Genomic DNA, 24,096 nt, shown 5'->3' on the forward strand with positions numbered 1-24,096 from the left:
TTTTTGTTATTTATTTTACTACAAATACAACATTAATTAAGGTGTTATAATCTGTTGGCTGAGCAATTACGGTATACGTTAATTCACCTGCAGCATTGATTAACATAGTAGCTGTATTAAATACTGTAGGATCAGCGTAGGTCACATGATAGTCCAATTCCGCAGGCAAGTAAGTTGGAATAGTTCCAGCACTACTTACAACCGGAGAGCCAAACTGTGCGATATACTGCGCATATAAGTCAATCATAAACGTACCGTTTGCAGATGCATCTATCTCAATCGACGGTGGATAGAAAACTTTTGAAGCTTTCAAAGAGTTTACCTTCCTAAGGTTACCATCTACATCTGCCGAAACAAGTTGATCGGTGTCGGCAGCAGCAGGTAACGTACGTACCCGCGCATTACCATTTACATCTAACTTGGCTTCAGGGTTATTTAAGCCAATACCAACTTGGTCTGTTGAAGCGTCAGTAAACAAAAGATTAATATCATTTTGACCTTCTACTCGCATATCATTATTATTACCACTTTCATTAACCGTCATACGATCATCTACTCTTAAATAATTATTTATAAATGTGCCAGAACCAAAATTACCGTTAGGATTCAACCTTAGATATCCATCGTTCCCCCTAAGTGCAAGATCTCCATTCATATATAGGAAATCATTCATTTCAATGTTACCTTCTACATCAAGTGCACGATTAGCTGTAACTGTAGTTCTACCAATGGCAACTGTTCCTTGTGTGAAAATATTGTCTCCTATTGCATCTGGTGCAGATGTACCTCCTACTTCGTACCAGTCGTGGTCTGAAAAGGACGCCAATGGCACATCTCGGTCACCACCACCATCTGTTAATCGAAGGTTGCTGCCAACAATTCCGAATGCTGTGTTGTACTCGTTACCAATATTTGAATCAGCATCGTTTACGTTTAGTGTAATGTTATTTCCTCCTGAAATAGCTATATGGCCAGGATTCGAATTAGTTGATAATGTCTGGTCATCAGTAGCTGGGTCGCCTGCTGGACCTTGAGGGCCTGTGGCTCCGGCTGGACCTTGTGCACCCGTTGCTCCCGTCGGACCGGCTGGACCCGCTGGGCCTGCAGGACCAACATTACCTTGTGGACCTTGAGCTCCGGTTGGACCCGTAGGACCGGCTGGACCTTGTGGGCCTATTGCACCATCAACACCGTTAGTTCCATCTGCACCATCAGCTCCTGCTGGACCCGCAGGACCGGCTGGACCTTGTGGGCCTATTGCACCATCAACACCGTTAGTTCCATCTGCACCATCAGCTCCCGCTGGACCCGTAGGACCGGCTGGACCTTGTGGGCCTATTGCTCCGTCTACACCATCTGCGCCATCAGCTCCTGCTGGACCCGTAGGACCGGCTGGGCCTTGTGGGCCTATTGCACCATCTGCTCCTGCTGGACCTTGAGGACCTATTGCTCCGTCTACACCATCTGCGCCATCAGCTCCTGCTGGACCCGTAGGACCGGCTGGGCCTTGTGGGCCTATTGCACCATCAACACCGTTAGTTCCATCTGCACCATCAGCTCCCGCTGGACCCGTAGGACCGGCTGGACCTTGTGGGCCTACTGATCCGTCTGATCCTGCTGGTCCTTGAGGACCTGCAGGGCCTTGAGGACCTGTATCGGGATCTACCCAAGAATAGGTACTACTGCCATCGGTAGATAATACTTGTCCGTTTGTACCTCCTGTGGGAAGTTCAATCTCATTTGTTGGGTCGGAATCTGCATCTCGTATATCAATCGTGGTATTCGAACCACCTGTTATTTGTATTTCCACACTTTCATTTGCGGTAACTACCGAACTACTTAAATCTTGTTCATCAGTATTTGCTAAAGATGATAAATTCACTACAGGATTGTTCCCTAATTCATTGGTATACGTCAATTCATTGGTTGCACCATTGAAACCTAATGCTGTATTAGTCTCTGAAATGGTCACGGAGGCAACATTTAAATATAAAGCTCCATCAGTTCCAGCAGAAATATCATTATTAGCATCTGCACTAATCAAGTTTACTGATTCGGTACCACCGCCATCAGTTATTTCAACACTACCAGCAGTAATGCCACTACCTGTATTGTACTCGTTACCAATATTTGAATCAGCATCGTTCACATTCAACGTGATTGAGTTCCCATCTTCAATGGAAATATTTCCGGCCGTACCATCAGTACTAATATCCTGGTCGTCAGTACTTCCTGCTGCTAAATCTTCGATGGCTTCTTGAACCGTTGTTTCATTGTTTCCATCACCATCAACATCGATTGCCGCATTTAAGTTTACTTCGGTAGCATCTTGATCATCATTGTCTAATGCACTTAGATCTGCTGTGGCTGTACCACCATCTTCCAATGCAATGGTCAAGGTATTCGTACCTGAGTTGAAAGCAGTATTTGGGTCGTCCAATTGTTGGTCGTCCGTACTTCCAGCTGCTAAGTCTTCGATAGCTTCTTGAACTGTTGTTTCATTGTTTCCATCACCATCAACATCGACTGCAGTATTCAAGTTCACTTCGGTAGCGTCTTGGTCGTCATTGTCTAATGCACTTAGATCTGCTGTGGCTGTACCACCATCTTCTAAGGCAATGGTCAAGGTATTCGTACCTGAGTTGAAAGCAGTATTCGGGTCGTCCAATTGTTGGTCGTCCGTACTTCCAGCTGCTAAATCTTCGATAGCTTCTTGAACTGTTGTTTCATTGTTTCCATCACCATCAACATCGACTGCAGTATTCAAGTTCACTTCGGTAGCGTCTTGGTCGTCATTGTCCAATGCACTTAAGTCAGCAGTGGCTGTACCACCATCTTCCAATGCAATGGTCAAGGTATTCGTACCTGAGTTGAAAGCAGTATTTGGGTCGTCCAACTGTTGGTCGTCCGTACTTCCAGCAGCTAAGTCTTCGATGGCTTCTTGAACCGTTGTTTCATTGTTTCCATCACCATCAACATCGATTGCCGCATTTAAGTTTACTTCGGTAGCATCTTGGTCGTCTGTGCCTAAAGAAGTTATTGGAACTGATAATGTTCCTCCACTATCCGTAATATTCAAATTACCTGCGTTTACATTGAAAGCAGTATTTCTTTCATTGGTTGGGTCACCATCTAAATCTGGACTGGCGTTACCACCCACTGCTTCCCAGGCTAAACCATTGAAGACATATAACTGTCCCGCCGTTTGGTCAACATAAGTAACACCAGCGTTGCTTGGAGTTACCGTTGGAGCACCTGTACCTAATAAAGAAAGTTCATTTGTTACGTCTGAATCAGCATCTCGAATATCGATTGTTGTATTGTTACCATTAGTAATTTCAATTGCAACACTTTCATTTGCTGTAACAACTGAATTGCTTAAATCTTGCTCATCAGTATTCTGATTCTGTAAACTACTTAAATCTGCTGTTGCAGTTCCACCATCTTCAAGGGCTACTGTTAATTCACCATTTGTAGTATTAAAAGCCGTATTCGGGTCATCCAATTGTTGGTCGTCACTGCTTCCAGCAGCTAAATCTTCGATTGCCTCTTGAACAGTTGTTTCATTGTTTCCATCGCCGTCGACATCGACTGCCGCATTCAGGTTTACTTCTGTAGCATCTTGGTCATCATTGTCCAATGCGCTCAAGTCGGCAGTTGCTGTTCCACCATCTTCCAAAGCGATTGTCAGTTCGTTCGTTCCTGCATTGAAAGCTGTATTGGGATCGTCCAACTGTTGGTCATCCGAACTTCCCGCAGCTAAATCTTCGATGGCTTCTTGTACCGTTGTTTCATTGTTTCCATCACCATCAACATCTACCGCGGCATTTAAATTTACTTCTGTAGCATCTTGGTCATCATTGTCCAATGCGCTCAAGTCAGCAGTCGCTGTTCCTCCATCTTCCAAGGCAATAGTCAAGGTATTCGTACCTGAGTTGAAAGCCGTGTTCGGGTCATCCAATTGTTGGTCGTCACTGCTTCCAGCGGCCAAGTCTTCGATGGCTTCTTGAACAGTTGTTTCATTGTTTCCGTCACCATCTACATCTACTGCTGCGTTCAGGTTTACCTCGGTTGCATCTTGGTCCAAAGCGCTTAAGTCAGCAGTGGCTGTTCCACCATCTTCCAAAGCGATTGTCAGTTCGTTCGTTCCTGCATTGAACACCGTGTTCGGGTCATCCAATTGTTGGTCGTCACTGCTTCCAGCAGCTAAATCTTCGATGGCTTCTTGAACTGTTGTTTCGTTATTTCCATCACCATCAACATCTACTGCAGCATTCAAGTTTACTTCCGTAGCATCTTGATCGTCTGTTCCTAAAGAAGTTATTGGAACTGATAATGTTCCTCCACTATCCGTAATATTCAAATTACCTGCGTTTACATTGAAAGCAGTATTTCTTTCATTGGTTGGGTCTGGATCTAAATCGGGACTGGCATTACCACCAACTACTTGCCATGAAGTTCCATCCCAAACATATAATTGTCCTGCCGCATCATCAACATAAGTAACACCAGTGTTAGTTGGTGTTACGGTTGGAGCACCAGTACCAACAAGGGTAAGCTCGTTTGTTAAATCTTCATCAGGATCAGTAGAATTTACAGTATAATTACCATTGCCATCATCAACTACGGTAACAGCACCTGTTCCAGCAGCTACAGTTTCACTTAGTGATGAAAGATCAACGCTTGTTGAATTTCCGTTTTCAATATCAATTTGTAATTCATTTAGGGCATCTAAAGTCGCTCCCGTAAGGTTTTGATCATCACTACTATTTGTGGCTAAATCCTCAATTGCCTCTTGGACAGTTGTTTCATCAACCAAATCACCATCTACATCTACATTTGTACTTAATGGTACCTGCATTGCATTTTGGTCATCAGTACCATCAAATGAAGTTGTTGTGGTATCCTCGGAAGTATACGTATATGTTATATTATCGGCTGTTGAAAGTGTAGTAACTGTTTCTAGGTTCTGTACCGCGGCAGTCAAGTTTATCTGAGTTGTATTTCCATCCTCATCTTCATAATCTAAATTCGTATTGTCTCCATTTAAAACAAGACTCGTCAAGGTCTCTAAATTTGTAACATCGATAATCGTGGGATTTCCATCCTCATCAGTATAAGTGAATGTCCCGTTGGCACTCTCTACTATTGTGGTAACTGTTTCAAGGTTCTGTACCGCAGCAGTCAAGTTTATCTGAGCCGTATTTCCATCTTCATCTTCATAATCTAAATTCGTATTGTCTCCATTTAAAACAAGACTTGTCAAGGTCTCTAAATTTGTAACATCGATAATCGTGGGATTTCCATCCTCATCAGTATAAGTGAACGTTCCGTTGGCACTCTCTACTATTGTAGTAACTGTTTCAAGGTTCTGTACCGCAGCAGTCAAGTTTATCTGAGTCGTATTTCCATCTTCATCTTCATAATCTAAATTCGTATTGTCTCCATTTAAAACAAGACTTGTCAAGGTCTCTAAATTTGTAACATCGATAATGGTGGGATTTCCATCCTCATCAGTATAAGTGAACGTTCCATTGGCACTCTCTACTATTGTAGTAACTGTTTCAAGGTTTTGTACCGCAGCAGTCAAGTTTATCTGAGTCGTATTTCCATCCTCATCTTCATAATCTAAATTCGTATTGTCTCCATTTAAAACAAGACTTGTCAAGGTCTCTAAATTTGTAACATCGATAATGGTGGGATTTCCATCCTCATCAGTATATGTGAACGTTCCATTGGCACTCTCTACTATTGTAGTAACAGTTTCAAGGTTTTGTACCGCGGCAGTCAAGTTTATCTGAGTTGTATTTCCATCCTCATCTTCATAATCTAAATTCGTGTTGTCTCCATTTAAAACAAGACTCGTCAAGGTCTCTAAATTTGTAACATCGATAATGGTGGGGTTTCCATCCTCATCAGTATAAGTGAACGTTCCATTGGCACTCTCTACTATTGTAGTAACTGTTTCAAGGTTTTGTACCGCGGCAGTCAAGTTTATCTGAGTTGTATTTCCATCTTCATCCTCATAATCTAAATTCGTGTTGTCTCCATTTAAAACAAGACTCGTCAAGGTCTCTAAATTTGTAACATCGATAATGGTGGGATTTCCATCCTCATCAGTATATGTGAATGTTCCGTTGGCACTCTCTACTATTGTGGTAACTGTTTCATTAATCTCAGTAAAAGTACCATTGGGGTTAGCTATGGTAGCAATCAAATTTCCTGTTATAGTATCAAAAATTGTTACACCGTTGGTGTCGATAATTACATTAGCACCATTATTATTGGAGAATTCATAAGTACCATTCCCACGGTCAGTAATATTTGATTTAGCAACAGTCAAAGTTGCACCTGTTTCATTAATTAAAGTGATGTTACCATCAGCGTTATCTTCGATTCTTATAATTGTTTCATTAATTGTAACCAAATCTCCATTTTCATTTTCATAAACACCTACTGCGTTTCCAGTTGCAGCAGCTCCAGTAATGGTCGTTATAGTTTCTGCTGGGAGTGTTACCGTTATCGGAGCACCTCCATTTTCTAGTTCTAGTGTAAGTCCTCTGGTGGCAGCATCGTAGCTAAAGTTCAAAACCTGTTGATCATCGGAAGAGGTCAGCTCCCAAGAATCACCATCCCAAAAATAGATTGTTCCTGTATTGGTATTCACATAGATATCGCCGGTATCTGCGCCTGCTGGGGTTACCGTACCAGGAGTAGTTACGGCTGTTCCACTGAGAACCTCGCAATTGCATTGATCTTCTAATGTGACCGTGGTTTGGGCAAATGCCAAACCTGATATTAGAAAAGTTAGTACTACAATTATTTTCTTCATGACCATTACTTTACTTAGAAATTGTATTGTCTACTTATTTTTATTCATTGTTATAATTCAATAGACGATTAAATACGCTACTGAAAAATTTACTAAGCTGAATAGTTAACAGAAGTCATGTTCAGTAAAGAACATTTACCATGGAGAAGAGAATGTCTTTGCATTCTGAATGCCATTTTGTTTTCTAGACGAAAACCGTGGTTGAGTTCGGTTAAGTTATTCATACTTTGGGTTGCAGTTAAACCACATTTGGTGAAATGGTTTAATTACACTTTACAAAATTAACCTTAAGATGCCCATAGGAAAATAAATGTTGTGTAACTGTTAAAATGCATTGTATAGGTATTAAAAGTTGAGGTTTTTATATGTTTCATTGGTCGATTAGCCATTGTATATCAGTAAGTTCGGAACGATTTTATGTAGGAAAAATCGGTTGTATGAACAATTTAAAAAGGAATTCTAAATGACTAAAAACTAGTTCTTTTTAACCCGATAGGTAATTCTTCTATTGGTAATTACCGATGTCACATTTACGGTCAAAATTGCCGTATTCGATATAACTGTTTGGCATACAAATAAAGTATTCGAGACTATAACCCGATACTGATTTCCATTATCTGAGGGTGTGGCATTCATAATATTTAGTGTAGCCGCAGTGACACCTGAATGGATACCGGAATCAGTCAAATCAACCCAAGTTGTTCCATTGAAAATTTGCCATTGATAACCATCTGCATTATTGGCGGTAACAGTAAGGGAACCATTACAACCAGGACAAAGAGTTAAGTTCACAGGCTGCAATGTTATCGAAGGGGGAGTTCCAGCTTCCTGAAAATCATAAATTGAATTGGAATCAAGGTCTGCGGGTGTTTGATAGCTGGCTGCCACAACAGTTCCATCGGCATTTACGGGCGGTGGATTTCCTGTACCATAATAATCGTTACTGTCAGGATCTGCCGACAAACTTGAATATGCCTCAATGGCGTCATTACAGCCGTCATCATCACTATCGGCATCTAAATGATCTGCTATTCCATCCTTATCCGTATCGATATTTCCTGTCCAAATAATAGCATTCACCAAAAGATCTTCACCATTTGTATTAAAACCTCCATTACTATTCGTCAACGGTAGCACGGCTCTTCTCCCCGGGGCTGTACCCGTATCCATAGCATCTCCTTCTTCCCAAGCAATTAAAACCGCTTGTCCATTTGGATGATTACCTAATTTTTGACCAGAAACAACATTATTCACATAAAAAGCTGCATCACCAACGTCATAATTGCCAATCGCCAAATCTTCTGTTATAGGATGAGTATTGTCAGTAATGTCTATGATATTAGTATTGCTATTTCCAGTGGTGCCTGTCGTACCTAAAATTTCGTCAAAAAGGGCATTCTCACTTGTAATTACCCCATTTGTAGTAGTTGATAGATTGGCGACGTTGGCATAAGCGGTACCACTATTAACATCTTCGTACAAAAAGGTGACCGAATAGTCATTTGCATTACCTCCCACGTTGTCATCCACCACAGTTACCGTATAACCTAGTGCTATCAGTTTGTCAATAGTATTTTGTTCTTCGGTTTCAGGTGTTCCTTGTGTAACCCACAATACTGTTTTCGCTCGTTCAACAATATCCAGAATACCATCGTTATCATCATCTAAATCGACTACATCAGGAACACAATCATTATCGGTATCAAGCAATAAAGTATAAATTTCTGTCAATTCAATATCACATCCATAGGTAACCTCAACCTGATATTGGCCAGGTAAATCAGGATCGAGAGTCAAATTCGTTTCTCCTGGAATTGCAACACCATCTAACAGCCATTGGTAGGAATCCGCTCCATAAGCCTCTAATTGCAACTGGATATTACTAAAACAGGTTTGTGTAACATCAACAGGAGTAATAATTGGTTTTGACCTTAATTGATACGCTGGAATATTGGGTAAACCTGAACGAGATAAAGCTCCGTCCGTAAATGTTATTTGGTCTGCGACAGCGTTGGACGAAAGCCCCTGATTATTAGGTTCATTAATTACCGCCAATCCGTTTCTCGGGTTATTTCCTGTGAACGAGGTTGCCATATATATTTTTCCATCTGGGCCAATTTGTAATTGGGCGAACATATAATTTCCGGATAGCAATACAACACCGCTTGCTCCAATACTTGCACCTGTGCTATTATTACCGATATCATATTGCCATAGGCGACCTACAGGTCCACCCCAACCCATTTCGGTAACATATAAATAATTACCATTTGGAGAAAATTCAACGCCATAAGGTTGATTTAGCGGCCACTCTTGAAGGTTTGAAAACTGTCCTGTGCTATTATCAAAATCAACTAACTGAACCATAAAGCCTGAAGATGCATTTGGGTAACTGCCAATTGCCAATTTTTGACCATCTGGTGAGAACTTCATTTGACCGAACCTTCTACCAAAAGAATTTGCATTGCTAGTTATCGCTGGACCTAAACCCACAGCCGTCAAAAGACGGGCATATATATTATTTGTATCGACTAGAACCACCCAAATATCAGTACCATTTGAATGAGGCCATGCGGCTATTTTTTCACCATTTACGTTTTGTATAAATGTATTTTTATTTCCCACAATAACATCTCCTAATCCTCCATCTAAGGTCATATCGACCACAGAAAAATAGGCCAGATTACCAGCTCCTCCAATAGAAAAGACATAATACCTATCTGGATTTCCCGGGTCTTCAACCACAACACCAGATTGCGTCGAACTTGGGTTTCCTAATAGGCCGGAACCATTTGGCATTACCTGATGATTTCTGTTATATACATTTATTCCATTGGTATAAAATAGTAAGTTACCTTGGTCATCAGACCATATCGAGGAGCCTTCCTCGGCGTTCAACAAAGGAGAAGGTATTTGTACTGGGCCTGCGGCGTTTTCAAAATTAAGACCAGCGTTTAATCCAAAATACCAATCATATCCATTACCATTAAGATTACACTCAGGGTCATCACAATCAATTAGCCCATCGCCATCATCATCAATTCCATTGCTACAATCTTCAGGAACCTTTGCATTTATTGTTACGGTAGCCGTATCTCTTTTACCCAAGGCTGGACAAACAAAGATGGGAGAGTCAGAAATCGTATAATCAAACGTAGTTCCTGAAAACGGGACACCTAAATTATAAGTATATGTGACCAATCCCGCATCGGCATCATCAATCACCACCGAACCCGTGGCAGGTTGAACAATACTTGAAATGAAAAAATTTTCTGAATCTGGTTCGGAATCATTGATGAATAGATTAAGTTGAACAGATATATTATAATTGTCATTTACAGTAGTACCATCATCAACCGCATCTGGTGCATTTATATTCTCACTTGCCTCGGCCGCTGATGTACTTAAAGTATAGTGATTGGTACCTGGAATTGTGCTGGGGTTCGTAATAATAGTACCAATGAGTCGCTTGACTCCGTCTACTGGGTCATAATAATTCGGATAGCGTACTTCAATAACATAGGTTTCATTTTCACCTAAGGGTAGTCCAAAATGTACTTCTTCTGGCGATTGCGTTCCGTGACCATATACTCCGTTTACTTGCCTAAGGCCACTGATAATATTTCCATTACAGTCTTTTATTATGATATTAGTTCCAATCGCTACACGTTCTGGTACACCACCAGTAGCACCATTTGCTCCTCTATCTTCTGTTACATCAATTAATAAATGATTGTTTCGATTTGCGGCAGGAAGGTTATTAATGTAAAGTCGGTTTCTACCACTTATGCTCATATAGATGTCCAAATCACCATCATCATCAATATCAATCATGGTAGTACCTTCTCCATTTTGACCAGAATTAAAAAGAGCTGGATCTAGCGTAAAAGTCATCGCGGTGCCACTGCCTATTACCCCTGGTGCTGGAGTAGGACTATTCAATTGGTTGATATAAAGGTAACTTCTACCATCACCAACTAACAAAACATCTATATCACCATCATTATCAATATCACCACCAGCTAAAGCCTCAATTTCCGCTGAAGAATTACTGCCATTGTTATCTGGAGGCTGTGGTAACCCTGGGAAAACAGCTGCTCCTAAAGCGACCCAAATACCTGGACCATCGTTTCTAAATATTTGAGTTGTACCGTTCTCTGTCCATACCGCATCTAAATCTCCATCGTTATCTAAATCCCATAGTCCATTTCCTCCTTTGTTGTCATTATCTGCCTGAGCTAGGTCAGAACCATTTGTAAAAATTCCTCCTTGATTCAAGAAAAAATCGTTCTCATTTCTTTTACGCATGAAAATATCTACCCAGCCATCATCGTTAACGTCAGCTGCAGAACCGTAATCACCATCTGTCGCAAATTGATTGAGTCCGTATTCAACAACTCCCGCCCCATTACCTGGAGTAATATGGGTAAATAAACCAGATGCTGGTGGGTTTACCACCAAATGTGTTGTATGATCTACATAATTATTTCGTAGGAGTTCAATACCAAATGCGTGGCTATCGAAAAAAATATCTAAATCGCCATCTCCTTCAAAATCAAAAAAACCAGCACCCTCAGAATTAATGGGGTTTACATTAATCGTATGACCAGACCTACCAACCGTAATTGGGGCTGTTCCACCAGCGCCATCACCAAAGGTACCTGAGACATTTTGAAGATAGATTTGAAGTGCAGCAGGGTTACTACTACTATTACCATGGGCACCAATCATAAAATCAGGTCGACCATCGCTGTTCAAATCTCCCCAGGCCGCTTGCCTTTCGGCAGGATCATTTAGCATTCCAGGCACTAAAGTCGCTCTAACGTCTGTAAAGGTATTATTACCATTATTGCGCATAAGGAAACTTTTATTGCTTCCTCCTGAATTTTCTAATATTAGAACATCTACATCACCATCATTGTCGTAATCAGACCAGGCATGCCCACCATCTTTGTTTCCTGTAATATCTAAATTATATGAAGCTCCACTTTCGGTAAAAGTAGTTTGAGAAGATAGAATTGAAGTTGCTATTAAGGCAAAACCAAAGACTATCTTATGTAGGAGGTTATCAGAGAAGTTCAACAATTGAAACACCTTCATTTTTTGGGACTATCGCCAAGAGAGGAGTATCAATTGTTCGCCCCCCAGCTTAATTGAAAGCTCAATTTATTCCTAATACTATACATGTTAAAAAAAATGTTGTGAAGACCTCCGCAAACGACATTTAGTAAGAGAAAGTTGAGGTTTACCATTATAAGAAAAGAGGTTTATAACTATAATAACCTCTTCTAAAACAGTGATTTACAATTATTTTTTGTCAGAAAATGCTACTCTTTCTTTACGCGATAGGTGATTCTACGATTTGTAATAACCGTAAAAGCCTTTAATTTGCTGAAAGGCGAAAACTCAGAAGTGGAGTTTGCTATTGTAGCGGTTGCTGTAAGATCATCTCCTAATATTATCCCTGGGGGTACTGCAAAAGTGAAGGTAAATTTGTTCGTATTGTCCGTATTACTATCATCGTCAAGATAAAAAGAAGTACTAGAATTGGTATCAGAGCCACCGCCCTCTACAACTGAAGCCAAAAAAACTTGTCCTTCGCCGTAATCAGCGGAAAGACCTAACTGATTATCACCCAAGGTGGCCGTACCTTGATTGATATCTGTAAGGAAGAATTCAATAGTTGCTCCAGGTCTTGACCAACCAGAAACCACAACGTTTGAGCCAGATTTATACGCTGTTTCGATAATTGGAAAATTAATCGCACTATTTGGACCATTGTCGACATCTCCCGTGTCGTTGAGGGTAACACCGTCACCCGCATCATCTGATAAATCAAGATCAATACCTAAAGCATCTGCAGCCGTTCCATTTGCATAAATCGAATTTTGTGAGATAAGATTACCTGAAGTATTTCCGCCTGCTAAAACAATTCCGGGGCCTCCATTGGAAGCTATTATATTGTTAGATATTGAGGAGTTATTTCCATCTAATAGTATCCCTGCATTTTCATTGTTTCCGCTACAGGTGCCCGTGTCTTGACCGGAATTTGTGATTGTATTCTCTGAAATAGCCACATTTCCTGTAATACCATCACCATCTATTCCTAGGGAAGCGGCTCTATCAATTAGGTTTCGTCGAATGACGACTCCTGTTCCATTGTTTATTCGGATATTTTCGTAACAAGGACCCCTTCTACCATTATCTGTAATATGATTTTCTTGAATAAGCGTAGATGTCCCTCCATTTACATAAATACCTTCATCTGTATTTTGAGCGATATAATTGCCTTCAATTCTACTTGCACCATTTGTTATCTCAACCCCATAATCTACATTTCCAGAAGCAACACCTGTTGCATTAACCCCTAAAAGATTACCTACTAGAGTTGCTGAACCACCTTGTATTCTCACACTAGCATTATTACCGCCGTAAACGGATATATTTCGCATTTCAAATAAATCTCCTTGCGTTCGAAATACATCACCTCCATCTCTATGAACCTGTATTTCAGGTCTTTCATAATCTGGAAGCGTATTTGCCGATGTACCAACAGTGGTTCCCCCAGAACCTACATTGCCTGTATTTGTATCGCCAGAATATGCCGTTTGGGTTCTGCCATCTATTTTTGTACTTGCACCAGATATGACTGTCAATTGATTGCTTGAAGTGTCAATATCAAAGTAGCCACTTGCATAGTTAGCGTCCGCCGTTCTTCCTTGTATATCACCTGTTGGCGGAATCATAAATATTGAAGTGTCATCACCAGCTAAGGGATCAAAAATACTATTTGCCACAATATCTAAACCAGAGGCATCTAAAGCATTTGAATTGATTATAAACTGTTCTAATGATCCCTGTTCATCATCATTTGTATTCACAATGGTATTGAAATTGTAACCAAAATCCATTCCCACGACACCTTCACTAGAAATAGTCATAGAAGATATAGATTGAGCACCTGTCAACGTATTTGCAGAAGGGTCTACACCTGAAGGGTTTTCACCGCCAACGGCGTTAATATCAGGTATTAAAGCACTTGCTACATAGTCTGTTTTAAAGGTCTGTACTGGCATACAGCTAGTACATGCTGCTCCTCCAGTTCTGGTTGACCTTACTGTACTGTTTACTGCGCGTATGGTATAGGTTCCATTTGCCATTCCGCCAAATACATATTCGCCTGAAGTGTCTGTTGTAGTGGTTTGAATTCTCGAGTTTGTATTATCATAGAGTTCCATGTCAACTCCTTCAATTGGAATTCCCGAAGAACTTATTAAATCTCTACCTGCGCCACCGCCGTAATTAATATCTTCAAAAACGTTACCTGTCACCAAGTTTGACGGTACTTTCAAAACGACCGCGTTCAGTATTACAAAATCTTGACCAGATTCAACTCTAGTAGTTGCGGTAGATTCTCCCGCCGAAATATAAGAAGATACGTCATATGTATCTAGATCTACTCCATAAGATGTGGTAATATTAACCGTGGTTCCACCAGTATTATCATATATTGTGGAATTAAATGGGTTCGGACTGCCAATAGTATTGTCACCATCGCCTACCAAGTCATTTGTGCCCGCTCCGGTGGTAAATTCAAGTGCTTCATTATTGTTTAAGGTCTGATCACCTTCCCAAGACAAAACCGTAGTTTTCGATCCTGAGGCTCCTATCGCAAAAAAGCCATCTAAAGTATATGTAGAAGTAGTATTACTTTCACCATGAAAACCTTGATATACATTAACAGTTGACGCGGGTAGGTTAAGATCAGTATAAAATACTATTAAACTCCAGCCTCCTAAAACTGTAGCTGAACTACAATACGTCGGTGAGTTGTCAATAGTAAGTCCAGAAAAATCAAAAGAATTCGAATTGGGGTTCGCAATGCCTGCCACAATACTGGTAACATCACTTACACCCCCATAAAATATCCTGCCACCTGTTAAGGTTGTAGTATACATCAAATCCGCGTCTACCGTATTGCCTTCAAAAGTAACCTGTGAATCAGGTGTAGCATTTGAATGCGCCCAATATAGAAATGCCTTATCGATTGTAGCTCCGACTGGTACCGCAGAAGTTAATGTATTATTAGAAGTTGTGGTTATGGAGCAGGCATTCGTATTATTATCCTGTGTTCGAAGAGAACCGCCTGTAGAGGTATACCCTATATACCCATCTAGTTCTTCTACTAAAACTAGGTCTGTATTATTTAGAATGACCTCATCGTCATCAATAGTTCCTATAGCTGTATCTGTAATATCAACAGACGCATCTGTTGTCGTTGCAAATTCAAGAGTGAAGTCTTCCGATGTTTCATAGAGTGAATCATCTGTAATGGAGATTGTTATTGTTTCTGAATCACCCAATGTGCCATCAAAATTTAAAGTTCCACCCGTTACTGGTGTATAATCAGTTGGTCCAGCTGTGCCATCAACTGTGTTATAAGTCACGGTGTATGGACCAGAAGAAGCTAATCCTGTATGGTCTACAGTAAATGCTAATGTTCCAGCATCTTCATCAACTGAGACGTTCCCAACAGTCAATTGAGGGCCTGGAATGATTCCTGAATATTGAACCTGAGAAGTGTTGGCTGAGGCAGCACAATTATACTGGTTTAGTATCACTCGAACCTGTCCTGTAAATGTTGCGGTGAAAGAAGTTTCAGATCGAAAATTTGCGCACGCATCATCATTATATGCAACAAAAGCAGAAGTCGTTTGATTGTAGAGAGACAATTGTGTATCCCATGTTCCCAAATTACAGGTACTTATAGTGTATGTTCCTCCATTAACTACATTTATAAGGAAATACTCGCCGGCTTGAATATTAGGGGTAAGTTGAGCACCTGCTGTAGGCGTTACAACGACCCCAGAATCATTCCAACCAAAACCACATTGCGCATTCATGTTCGTTGTAAAAAACAACAAACATGTAAAAAATGTAAGCGATAAAAATTTATTAAAATTTGGTTTAGTAGGTTTCATTTGGGGTACTTCAATCTTGTATTAACCAAAAATAAGCCGATAGTATACCTCTACCTAAGATTTGTTGTGTATGGTCTTTTTATCGTTATGAATCAATAAAAAAAAGGTGTGTGTAATTATTCAGTGTTGTCAAATAACAATAAAACGCAGTAATCAGATGAATTTTAGGGATAATAAAAAAGCAGCTGTTTATAGCAGCTGCTTTTTGTTTTTTTAAAATTTCTAAGGAATTATTCCAAAATAATAAACTCTGATCTACGATTCAATTCGTGATCTGCAGCAGAACATTTTACACCATTCGAACAGGTATTCATTAACTTGGTTTCACCAAAACCTTCGCCTTGAAGACGTTCTTTTGCAATGCCTTTTGATATCATATAATTCACGGTAGATTCTGCCCTTTTTTGTGACAACCATAAATTATAAGCGTCCTTACCTCTACTATCAGTATGCGAGTTCACTTTTATTTTAAGACTTGGATATTTTTCCATCGCAGCTATGACTTTTTCAACTTCAAGTTCTGAGTCTTTTCGAATGTTGTATTTATCAAAATCAAAATAAATCGTGCTTAATTGTAATAGTTTCGCCAAATCATCACCAAATCCAGCAGTTACCTTATCTCTTTCTAGATAAAAATCAATAATCTTTGGTTTTGCGTCTGACTTTTCTAAATATTCTTCAGATGGCACATACCCCTGAGTAAGTGCTCTAACAAAATTACCCTTATAGCAATCGATAACCAAACTATAATTACCAGCAGCATCAGTAATGGTAGATAATATCTCTTCATTATTTTCGTCAATTACCTTTACCGTTGCTCCAACCAAAACTTCATTTGATATTCTATCGCGAACTGTACCTGTAATTTCTTGTTCACATTCTAGCTTAAGAGGAATAGTTTCAACTAAAGCATAAATATCATCTGCTCCCTGACCATCTGCTCTATTGGAGGCAAAATACCCTTTTCTAGTTTCTTCATTGAAAATGAAGGTAAAGTCATCCATTTGGCTATTTACTGGCTCTCCCACATTTACAATAGCATTGTCAAATTTATTATTCTCTATCTTAGTTGCAAAAACATCAAGCCCACCTAAACCTGGGTGACCGTCAGAAGACATATAAAGCACGTCTTCGCTTGTCACATATGGGAATGTTTCTCTAGCTTCGGTGTTAATATTACTCCCTAAATTTTCAGGGGTTCCAAAAGTACCATCATCATTAATCGAAACTTTGAAAATATCAGATTCTCCCAAAGTACCTTTCATATCTGACGCAAAATAAAGGGTCTTCTCATCTTTGCTTAAAGCTGGATGAGCCACTGAATACGAATCGCTATTAAATGGTAGTTCTTGAATATCTGCCCAAATACCACCATTCAAAGTTGCCTTGAATATCTTCAGTCTTATTACACCTTCCTCATCTTTTACATATTTACCTTCAACAATATTATTTCGAGTAAAATAAAGGGTATTACCATCAGCAGTTGTTATTGAAGTAGATTCGTGTAATCTTGTATTTAGTTTATCTCCGAATTTTGTTACGGTGTTCATTGAAACACTGTCAACATTCACTTTGTATAGGTCTAAAAAGTCTTTAGAATTCCAAGTATGCCGATATCGTGCTAAGTTTCCTGTATCCCTATCTGAAGAAAAAATGACACCTTGTTTGTAGAAAGAAGGTGCAAAATCAGAATATGAAGAATTATATTTAAACGGAGTTAACTCATATCTTCCTGAATTCTTTTTGATGTCACTCAAATAATCTTTTTCACTTTTATAAGTTTCAGCTCTCACATCACCTGAAGTCATCTCAATGAACTTAGACATCGCCGTATTTGCATCATCATAATCTCCCAAAGACTTGAGTGTTTGAGAATACCTAAAATAATACTCAGGAGTTATTTCAGAAGGATACTCAACAACCAATCTTTTATAAGTTTTAGCAGCATCGTTGTAGTCAGCATTGAAATAATAAGAGTTTCCTAATTTTTTAAGTAGGTCTGCGGAGGTATAGCCTTTATCTAAAATTCTTTTGTAAATATCAATCGCCGGACTAAAAGAATAATTCTGATATTGTTCATTTGCCTTGGTGACCAAACGCTCTTCTTTAGAAGCCCCTTTGTCTTCTTGAGCATTTACAGCAAACTTGAGGAAAAGAATAAATATAATCAGTAATGGTAGTGTTCTTTTTGTCATGGTTAGCAGTTTTTAAAAGAAACGAGGTGAGACCAGTTTCTGAAAGGATTTTACAAGTTCGAATCTTAGAAATACCTCAAAAGATCCATCATTAAATTGTCTACCTCCTAATTCTGTAGTTTCTCGATCATAAGCTAGGCCAAGCATGAGTTGATCGGATATCTGAAATCCGACAAGTCCGCTAACCGCTGCATCCCATCTATATGCTGCTCCAAAAGAGAATTTGTCATTAAAGAGAAAACTTGCCGAGGCATCTATCTGCAATGGCGCGCCACCCACTACTTTGGTTAATAAAGCCGGTTTAAATTTCAAATTGCCACTTAAATCAAATACATAGCCCGTAATCAAATAAAAGTTGATTCTTTCTTTAGACAAAAACTGAGTTGCAGTCGCTTCAGTTCTGGTATTATCGAAATGCTCGGTCTGTAATAAATTAGGAGCCGATAAACCTGCATAAAACTTATTTGTATGGTAATAAATTCCCAAGCCCACATTCGGAGAGAATTTGTTCTCAATATTATCAACACTTACTGGTTCAAGATCAAAATTTCGCAAGGCATTAAAATCTAGATTCAAAAGATTTCCGCCTGCTTTTAGTCCAAAAGATAACTTACCCTCTAAAGAGACATCGATAGTATACGAAACAACAGCATCCAAATAGGTTTCAGAAACTACACCATCGCCAATATTATCCTGAACTACCGATAAACCATAACCTAACCTACTATTTCGTATTGGAGAATGCAAGTTCAATGTAAAAGTCTCAGGTGCTCCAGCCAAGCCCACCCATTGCGAACGATATAAAGCTGCCGCACTAAATTGACCTCGCGAACCTGCATATGCAGGATTGACACTTAAGGTATTAAACATATACTGCGTATACTGAGCGTCTTGTTGGGCTGTTAAATCGCCTGTAGAAGAAATAAAAGCGAGGAGAGCAACTAGTATTAAGTTCTTTTTTAAAATCATGGTAGTGTTTCCGTTATTTGCTTATGTAAAGGTACTCGCTATCAGTCTTGCTTTCCCCATCTAAAGTCGTATAATCAAAGATATAAAAATAAATACCTGCCGGTAAATAGTTATCAACAGTAAGCGTATTTCTTCCTCTTGATCTTCCGTCAAATACATTATTCTGATTGTTATAGTTTTCACCTTCGTAAACTGCTATACCCCATCTATTAAAAATTCTTAACGTACTGCTTCTTATCTGATCTACCCCACGAATGAACAAAAAGTCGTTCATACCATCTCCATTCGGCGTTAACATTTGATTTACCTCAATATTAACATCTAAATAATCAGGAGTTCCATCACCATCTGTATCATCATTAGTTGGATCTCCATCGCCATTAGCATCCTCATTGGTTGTATGAATACCGTCTCCATCATCATCGATATCTCTATAATTTACATCTTCTGTACCATCAGTATCTGGTAAATCGTTCGCAGGATCGTCTATTTCATCATTCACATCAAAACCATCATTCAAATCACTTCCTTCGTAGCCATCATCTAAACCATCACCATCGGTATCAATTCCTGTGAAAACTTGATCAGGAATACCATCAAAATTGAAATCGTTTCCTTCGTTATTATCAGGTACAGTATCATTATCACTATCTAAATCGATATAATCAGGAGTGTCTTCTCCATCTGTATTAACAGGCTCAAGGCTTTTAATATAAGCTGAATTTACTCCTTCATTTTCAGCATAAGTGGCTTCATCATCATCATTTGGCGGAATATAACCGGCAGTAGTTTGAGCTTCTACATTATCAGGAATGCCATCATTGTCTGCATCGATATCTAAATGATTTGGAAATCCATCTCCATCGGTATCTAAGGGATTAGTCAATGGGTCATCATCACCATCAAGGTTTGGATCTTCAGTAGAATCTCTTATTCCATCATTATCGTCGTCTAAATCAACCAAATCAGGAACTCCGTCACCATCAGTATCAGGCCCTAAATCTGGATCTAAGTAATCAGGAATTCCATCACCATCCGTATCATCGTTTGTTGGATCACCGTCACCATCTGCATCTTCATCAATAGTATTAATGTCATCACCATCATCATCAATGTCTCGATAGTTTACATCTTCTGTACCATCAGTATCTGGCAAATCATTCGCAGGATCGTCTATTTCATCATTCACATCAAAACCATCATTAACATCACTTCCTTCATAGCCATCATCTAAACCATCACCATCGGTATCAATTCCAGTGAAAACTTGATCAGGAATACCATCAAAATTGAAGTCATTTCCTTCGTTATTATCAGGTACTGTATCATTATCACTATCTAAATCGATGTAATCAGGTGTATCTTCCCCATCGTGATTATTAGGGGTTAGTCCGTCAGGATAAGCCGTGTTCAAGCCATCGTTTGCTATATAAGTTTCTCGATCATCATCATTTGGCGGAATATAACCTGCCGTAGTTTGAGCTTCTACATTATCAGGAATGCCATCATTATCTGCATCGATATCTAAATGATTTGGGAATCCATCTCCATCGGTATCCAAGGGGTCGGTCAACGGGTCATCGTCCCCATCAAAATTTGGATCTTCTTCAGTATCTAAAATACCATCATTGTCATCATCCAAATCAGTTGAATCTAAAACTCCATCATCATCGGTATCAACATCGGGATCATCCACGTCGGGATCTAAATAATCGGGAGTACCATCACCGTCGGTATCATCATTGGTTGGGTCGCCATCACCATCTACATCTTCATCTACAGTATTTATTGCATCACCATCATCATCAATGTCTCGATAGTTTACATCTTCTGTACCATCAGTATCTGGCAAATCATTCGCAGGATCGTCTATTTCATCATTCACATCAAAACCATCATTAACATCACTGCCTTCGTAGCCATCATCTAAACCATCACCATCGGTATCAATTCCAGTGAAAACTTGATCAGGAATACCATCAAAATTGAAATCGTTTCCTTCGTTATTGTCAGGTACAGTATCATTATCACTATCTAAATCGATGTAATCAGGTGTATCTTCCCCATCGTGATTATTAGGGGTTAATCCATCTGGGTAAGCAGAGTTCAATCCACTATTAGCCAAAATTGTAGCATCATCATCATCATTTGGCGGAATATAACCCGCAGTAGTTTGAGCTTCTACATTATCAGGAATGCCGTCATTATCAGCATCGATGTCTAAATGGTTTGGAATGCCATCATCATCAGTGTCTAGAGGATCCGTTAAAGGATTATCATCTTTATCGATATTCGGATCTTCTACAGTATCTAAAATTCCATCATTATCATCATCTAAATCAGAAAAATCAGGTACGCCATCTCCGTCTGTATCTAAACAGTCTAGTGGCTGTAACCTTAATCGGATTCCGTTAATAAGTCTCTCAGAAGTAGTATAAAATTGAACTTGCGTTACCGTGCCTTGAGATTTCCAAACATATCTTACTGATCCTGAAATCGTTTTTTCTGTTGTGTTTTCTACAAAATAATTATTACCTGTTGAGTCTGAAACCAAACCTATAGGCAAAGAGGTGTTTTGAAAAACATACTCCACATTGTCAAGGGCAATAATACCATCTCTATGCAAGGCATCCACCGCTGGAGAATGCTCAACAACTGACATTACCGGTACAGTACCAGAGAAAGTAAAAGTGACTGGAACTCCATTATTAACTTCAAAAAGTCCACCAAAGCTTTTTGTACTTCCACCACTAACGCTTACCAAAACACTTCCAGCTGGCAAACCCCATTTTGAACTCAAATCGACATCGGTAGCAGATAAACTTCCATCTAGAACATTATTTGGAAACCCAAAATCAGAAGCAAGTATTTCAACCAATTCTAGCTTTTCACATCCGTCCTCAAAATAAATCGGAGTAACATCATCAAGTGAATTATTAGCCTCGTTAGATAACAATGCAAAAGTTGACACAAAAAATGCCAAAACTAAGGCTAATGCTAATTTGTGGGTTTGTTTCGCATTTATTCCTTGCAAAACTCGGGTAGTATTATCTTCCATAAGTGTCAGTAATTAAGGTTTACTAATCACCATGGCAATCAAAGGTTTAATAGGTAAGACAAAGAGGGACAAAAGTTTGCTTAATGTGCAAGGTATACCTAATATTTCAATCTTCAAATTCTTTTCAAAGTAGATAGTATCAAATGTCTTTCAAAAACAGAATAATTCGTTAAAATGCTAAATACCCTAATAAGAAACGCTTTTTTAAATACGTTATTTGTTAAAAAAAAGATCATTTGGGGTTTAGCCTGTCGACAACTATCCGATTTAATCGGTCTATGACAAACATGCACTTACTAAAGAACAACATATTTCTTAAAGATCTCATTTCTAGATTTATATCAGATCTATTTTCAAAGATGTTGGGATACATTATTTAGCTTATTTTTGCACAAATTTTTTTATGGATTTTCAGACAGAAATAGAAAGACGAAGAACTTTTGGTATCATTTCTCACCCCGATGCAGGTAAAACAACCTTGACTGAAAAGTTGCTCTTATTTGGCGGTGCCATACAAGAAGCTGGTGCGGTTAAGAACAATAAAATAAAAAAATCAGCTACCAGTGATTTTATGGAGATTGAAAGACAAAGGGGTATTTCAGTAGCTACTTCTGTTTTGGCTTTTATATATAAGGATAAGAAAATCAATATTTTAGACACTCCAGGACACAAAGATTTTGCTGAAGATACTTTTCGAACCTTGACTGCGGTTGACAGCGTAATTGTTGTTATAGATGTTGCCAAAGGAGTTGAGGAACAAACTGAGAAATTAGTTGAAGTCTGTCGTATGCGAAACATCCCCATAATCGTGTTTATCAATAAATTAGATAGGGAAGGTAAAGATGCCTTTGATCTATTGGATGAAGTTGAGCAAAAATTAGGGCTTTCCGTTTCTCCTTTAAGTTTTCCTATCGGGATGGGGTATGATTTCAAAGGTATCTATAACATCTATGAAAAGAATATTAATCTTTTTAGTGGTGAGAGCAAAAAGAATATTGAAGAGACCATAGCTTTTGATAATATAGAAAATACCGAGTTAGAAGACATTATAGGAAGTTCCGCAGCAGAAACACTAAGGAGTGATTTAGAATTGGTAAGTGGTGTGTATCCAGCACTTGATAAAGAAGCATATCTAAATGGTACTCAGCATCCCGTATTTTTCGGATCTGCCTTGAATAATTTTGGAGTTCGTGAGCTGCTGGATTGTTTTATTGAGATAGCACCTTCTCCAAGGCCCAAAATGGCAGAAGAACGTTTGGTAGATGCCAATGAAAAGGCACTAACCGGATTTGTTTTTAAGATTCATGCCAATATGGACCCGAAACATCGCGATAGGCTGGCATTTGTCAAAATCGTTTCTGGTACTTTTGAACGAAACAAACCCTATTTACATGTTCGACAAGACAAAAAACTAAAATTTTCGAGCCCAAATGCTTTCTTTGCTGAAAAGAAGGAAATTGTAGATATTTCTTATCCTGGGGATATCGTTGGGCTTCATGATACGGGCAATTTCAAGATAGGTGATACTTTGACTGAAGGAGAGAAACTTAACTATAAAGGAATACCTAGCTTCTCACCAGAACATTTCAGATACATTAACAATGCCGACCCTATGAAGTCTAAGCAACTTTATAAAGGTATTGATCAATTGATGGACGAAGGGGTAGCGCAACTTTTTACATTGGAGTTAAATGGAAGAAAAGTAGTTGGAACCGTCGGCGCCTTGCAATTTGAAGTAATTCAATATCGTCTAGAACATGAATATGGTGCCAAATGTTCTTATGAAAATTTTCCTGTATTTAAGGCTTGCTGGGTAGATCCTGATGATTCGAAAAACGACGAGTTTAAAGAATTTCAAAGAGTCAAGTCTAAGTTCTTAGCAAAGGATAAAAGAGGACAATTAGTATTTCTAGCAGATTCTCAGTTTTCGTTGCAAATGACGCAATCTAAATATTCATCTGTGAAGTTACATTTTGTTTCGGAGTTTGATTAAAGATTGCAACTACACTTTATATTAGAAGGCAAAAGCACAATTTTAACTGCATTGACATAAATGCAATG

Annotated in this window: 7 protein-coding genes; 1 reads left to right on the plus strand and 6 read right to left on the minus strand. The window is 39.1% G+C overall.

The annotated features are described in order from the left end of the window. Nucleotides 1-10 precede the first annotated feature (10 nt). The 6 genes from ACKWCD_RS14475 to ACKWCD_RS14500 form a co-directional block, all read right to left on the minus strand. On the minus strand, nucleotides 11-6,832 hold the full coding sequence (locus ACKWCD_RS14475) for a hypothetical protein (RefSeq protein ID WP_413984675.1): 6,822 nt from the start codon (nucleotides 6,830-6,832) through the stop codon (nucleotides 11-13). A 474-nt stretch (nucleotides 6,833-7,306) separates the two neighbouring features. Further along, nucleotides 7,307-11,932, minus strand: coding sequence for an FG-GAP-like repeat-containing protein (locus tag ACKWCD_RS14480; protein ID WP_413984676.1), 4,626 nt, complete (start codon nucleotides 11,930-11,932; stop codon nucleotides 7,307-7,309). 227 nt (nucleotides 11,933-12,159) lie between these two features. Further along, nucleotides 12,160-15,735, minus strand: coding sequence for a beta strand repeat-containing protein (locus ACKWCD_RS14485; RefSeq protein WP_413984677.1), 3,576 nt, complete (start codon nucleotides 15,733-15,735; stop codon nucleotides 12,160-12,162). A 308-nt stretch (nucleotides 15,736-16,043) separates the two neighbouring features. Further along, on the minus strand, nucleotides 16,044-18,008 hold the full coding sequence (locus ACKWCD_RS14490; RefSeq protein WP_413984678.1) for an OmpA family protein: 1,965 nt from the start codon (nucleotides 18,006-18,008) through the stop codon (nucleotides 16,044-16,046). Nucleotides 18,009-18,020: 12 nt separating this feature from the next. After that, nucleotides 18,021-18,977, minus strand: coding sequence for a PorP/SprF family type IX secretion system membrane protein (locus ACKWCD_RS14495; RefSeq protein WP_413984679.1), 957 nt, complete (start codon nucleotides 18,975-18,977; stop codon nucleotides 18,021-18,023). 13 nt (nucleotides 18,978-18,990) lie between these two features. Next, nucleotides 18,991-22,035 (minus strand): T9SS type B sorting domain-containing protein, encoded by a 3,045-nt coding sequence (locus ACKWCD_RS14500; RefSeq protein ID WP_413984680.1) that lies wholly within the window; start codon nucleotides 22,033-22,035, stop codon nucleotides 18,991-18,993. A 403-nt stretch (nucleotides 22,036-22,438) separates the two neighbouring features. Here ACKWCD_RS14500 and ACKWCD_RS14505 point away from each other — a divergent pair, with 403 nt between their 5' ends. Beyond that, nucleotides 22,439-24,028, plus strand: coding sequence for a peptide chain release factor 3 (locus tag ACKWCD_RS14505; RefSeq protein WP_413984681.1), 1,590 nt, complete (start codon nucleotides 22,439-22,441; stop codon nucleotides 24,026-24,028). Nucleotides 24,029-24,096 lie beyond the last annotated feature (68 nt).

The sequence above is a fragment of the Maribacter taeanensis genome (assembly GCF_047345145.1).
Classification (GTDB): domain Bacteria; phylum Bacteroidota; class Bacteroidia; order Flavobacteriales; family Flavobacteriaceae; genus Maribacter_C.

Bases quoted from the DNA above. Each gene is read 5' to 3' on its own strand.
- ACKWCD_RS14485 (WP_413984677.1), bottom strand. From the start codon at position 15,735: ATGAATGCGCAATGTGGTTTTGGTTGGAATGATTCTGGGGTCGTTGTA.
- ACKWCD_RS14490 (WP_413984678.1), bottom strand. From the start codon at position 18,008: ATGACAAAAAGAACACTACCATTACTGATTATATTTATTCTTTTCCTC.
- ACKWCD_RS14475 (WP_413984675.1), bottom strand. From the start codon at position 6,832: ATGAAGAAAATAATTGTAGTACTAACTTTTCTAATATCAGGTTTGGCA.
- ACKWCD_RS14505 (WP_413984681.1), top strand. From the start codon at position 22,439: ATGGATTTTCAGACAGAAATAGAAAGACGAAGAACTTTTGGTATCATT.
- ACKWCD_RS14500 (WP_413984680.1), bottom strand. From the start codon at position 22,035: ATGGAAGATAATACTACCCGAGTTTTGCAAGGAATAAATGCGAAACAA.
- ACKWCD_RS14480 (WP_413984676.1), bottom strand. From the start codon at position 11,932: ATGAAGGTGTTTCAATTGTTGAACTTCTCTGATAACCTCCTACATAAG.
- ACKWCD_RS14495 (WP_413984679.1), bottom strand. From the start codon at position 18,977: ATGATTTTAAAAAAGAACTTAATACTAGTTGCTCTCCTCGCTTTTATT.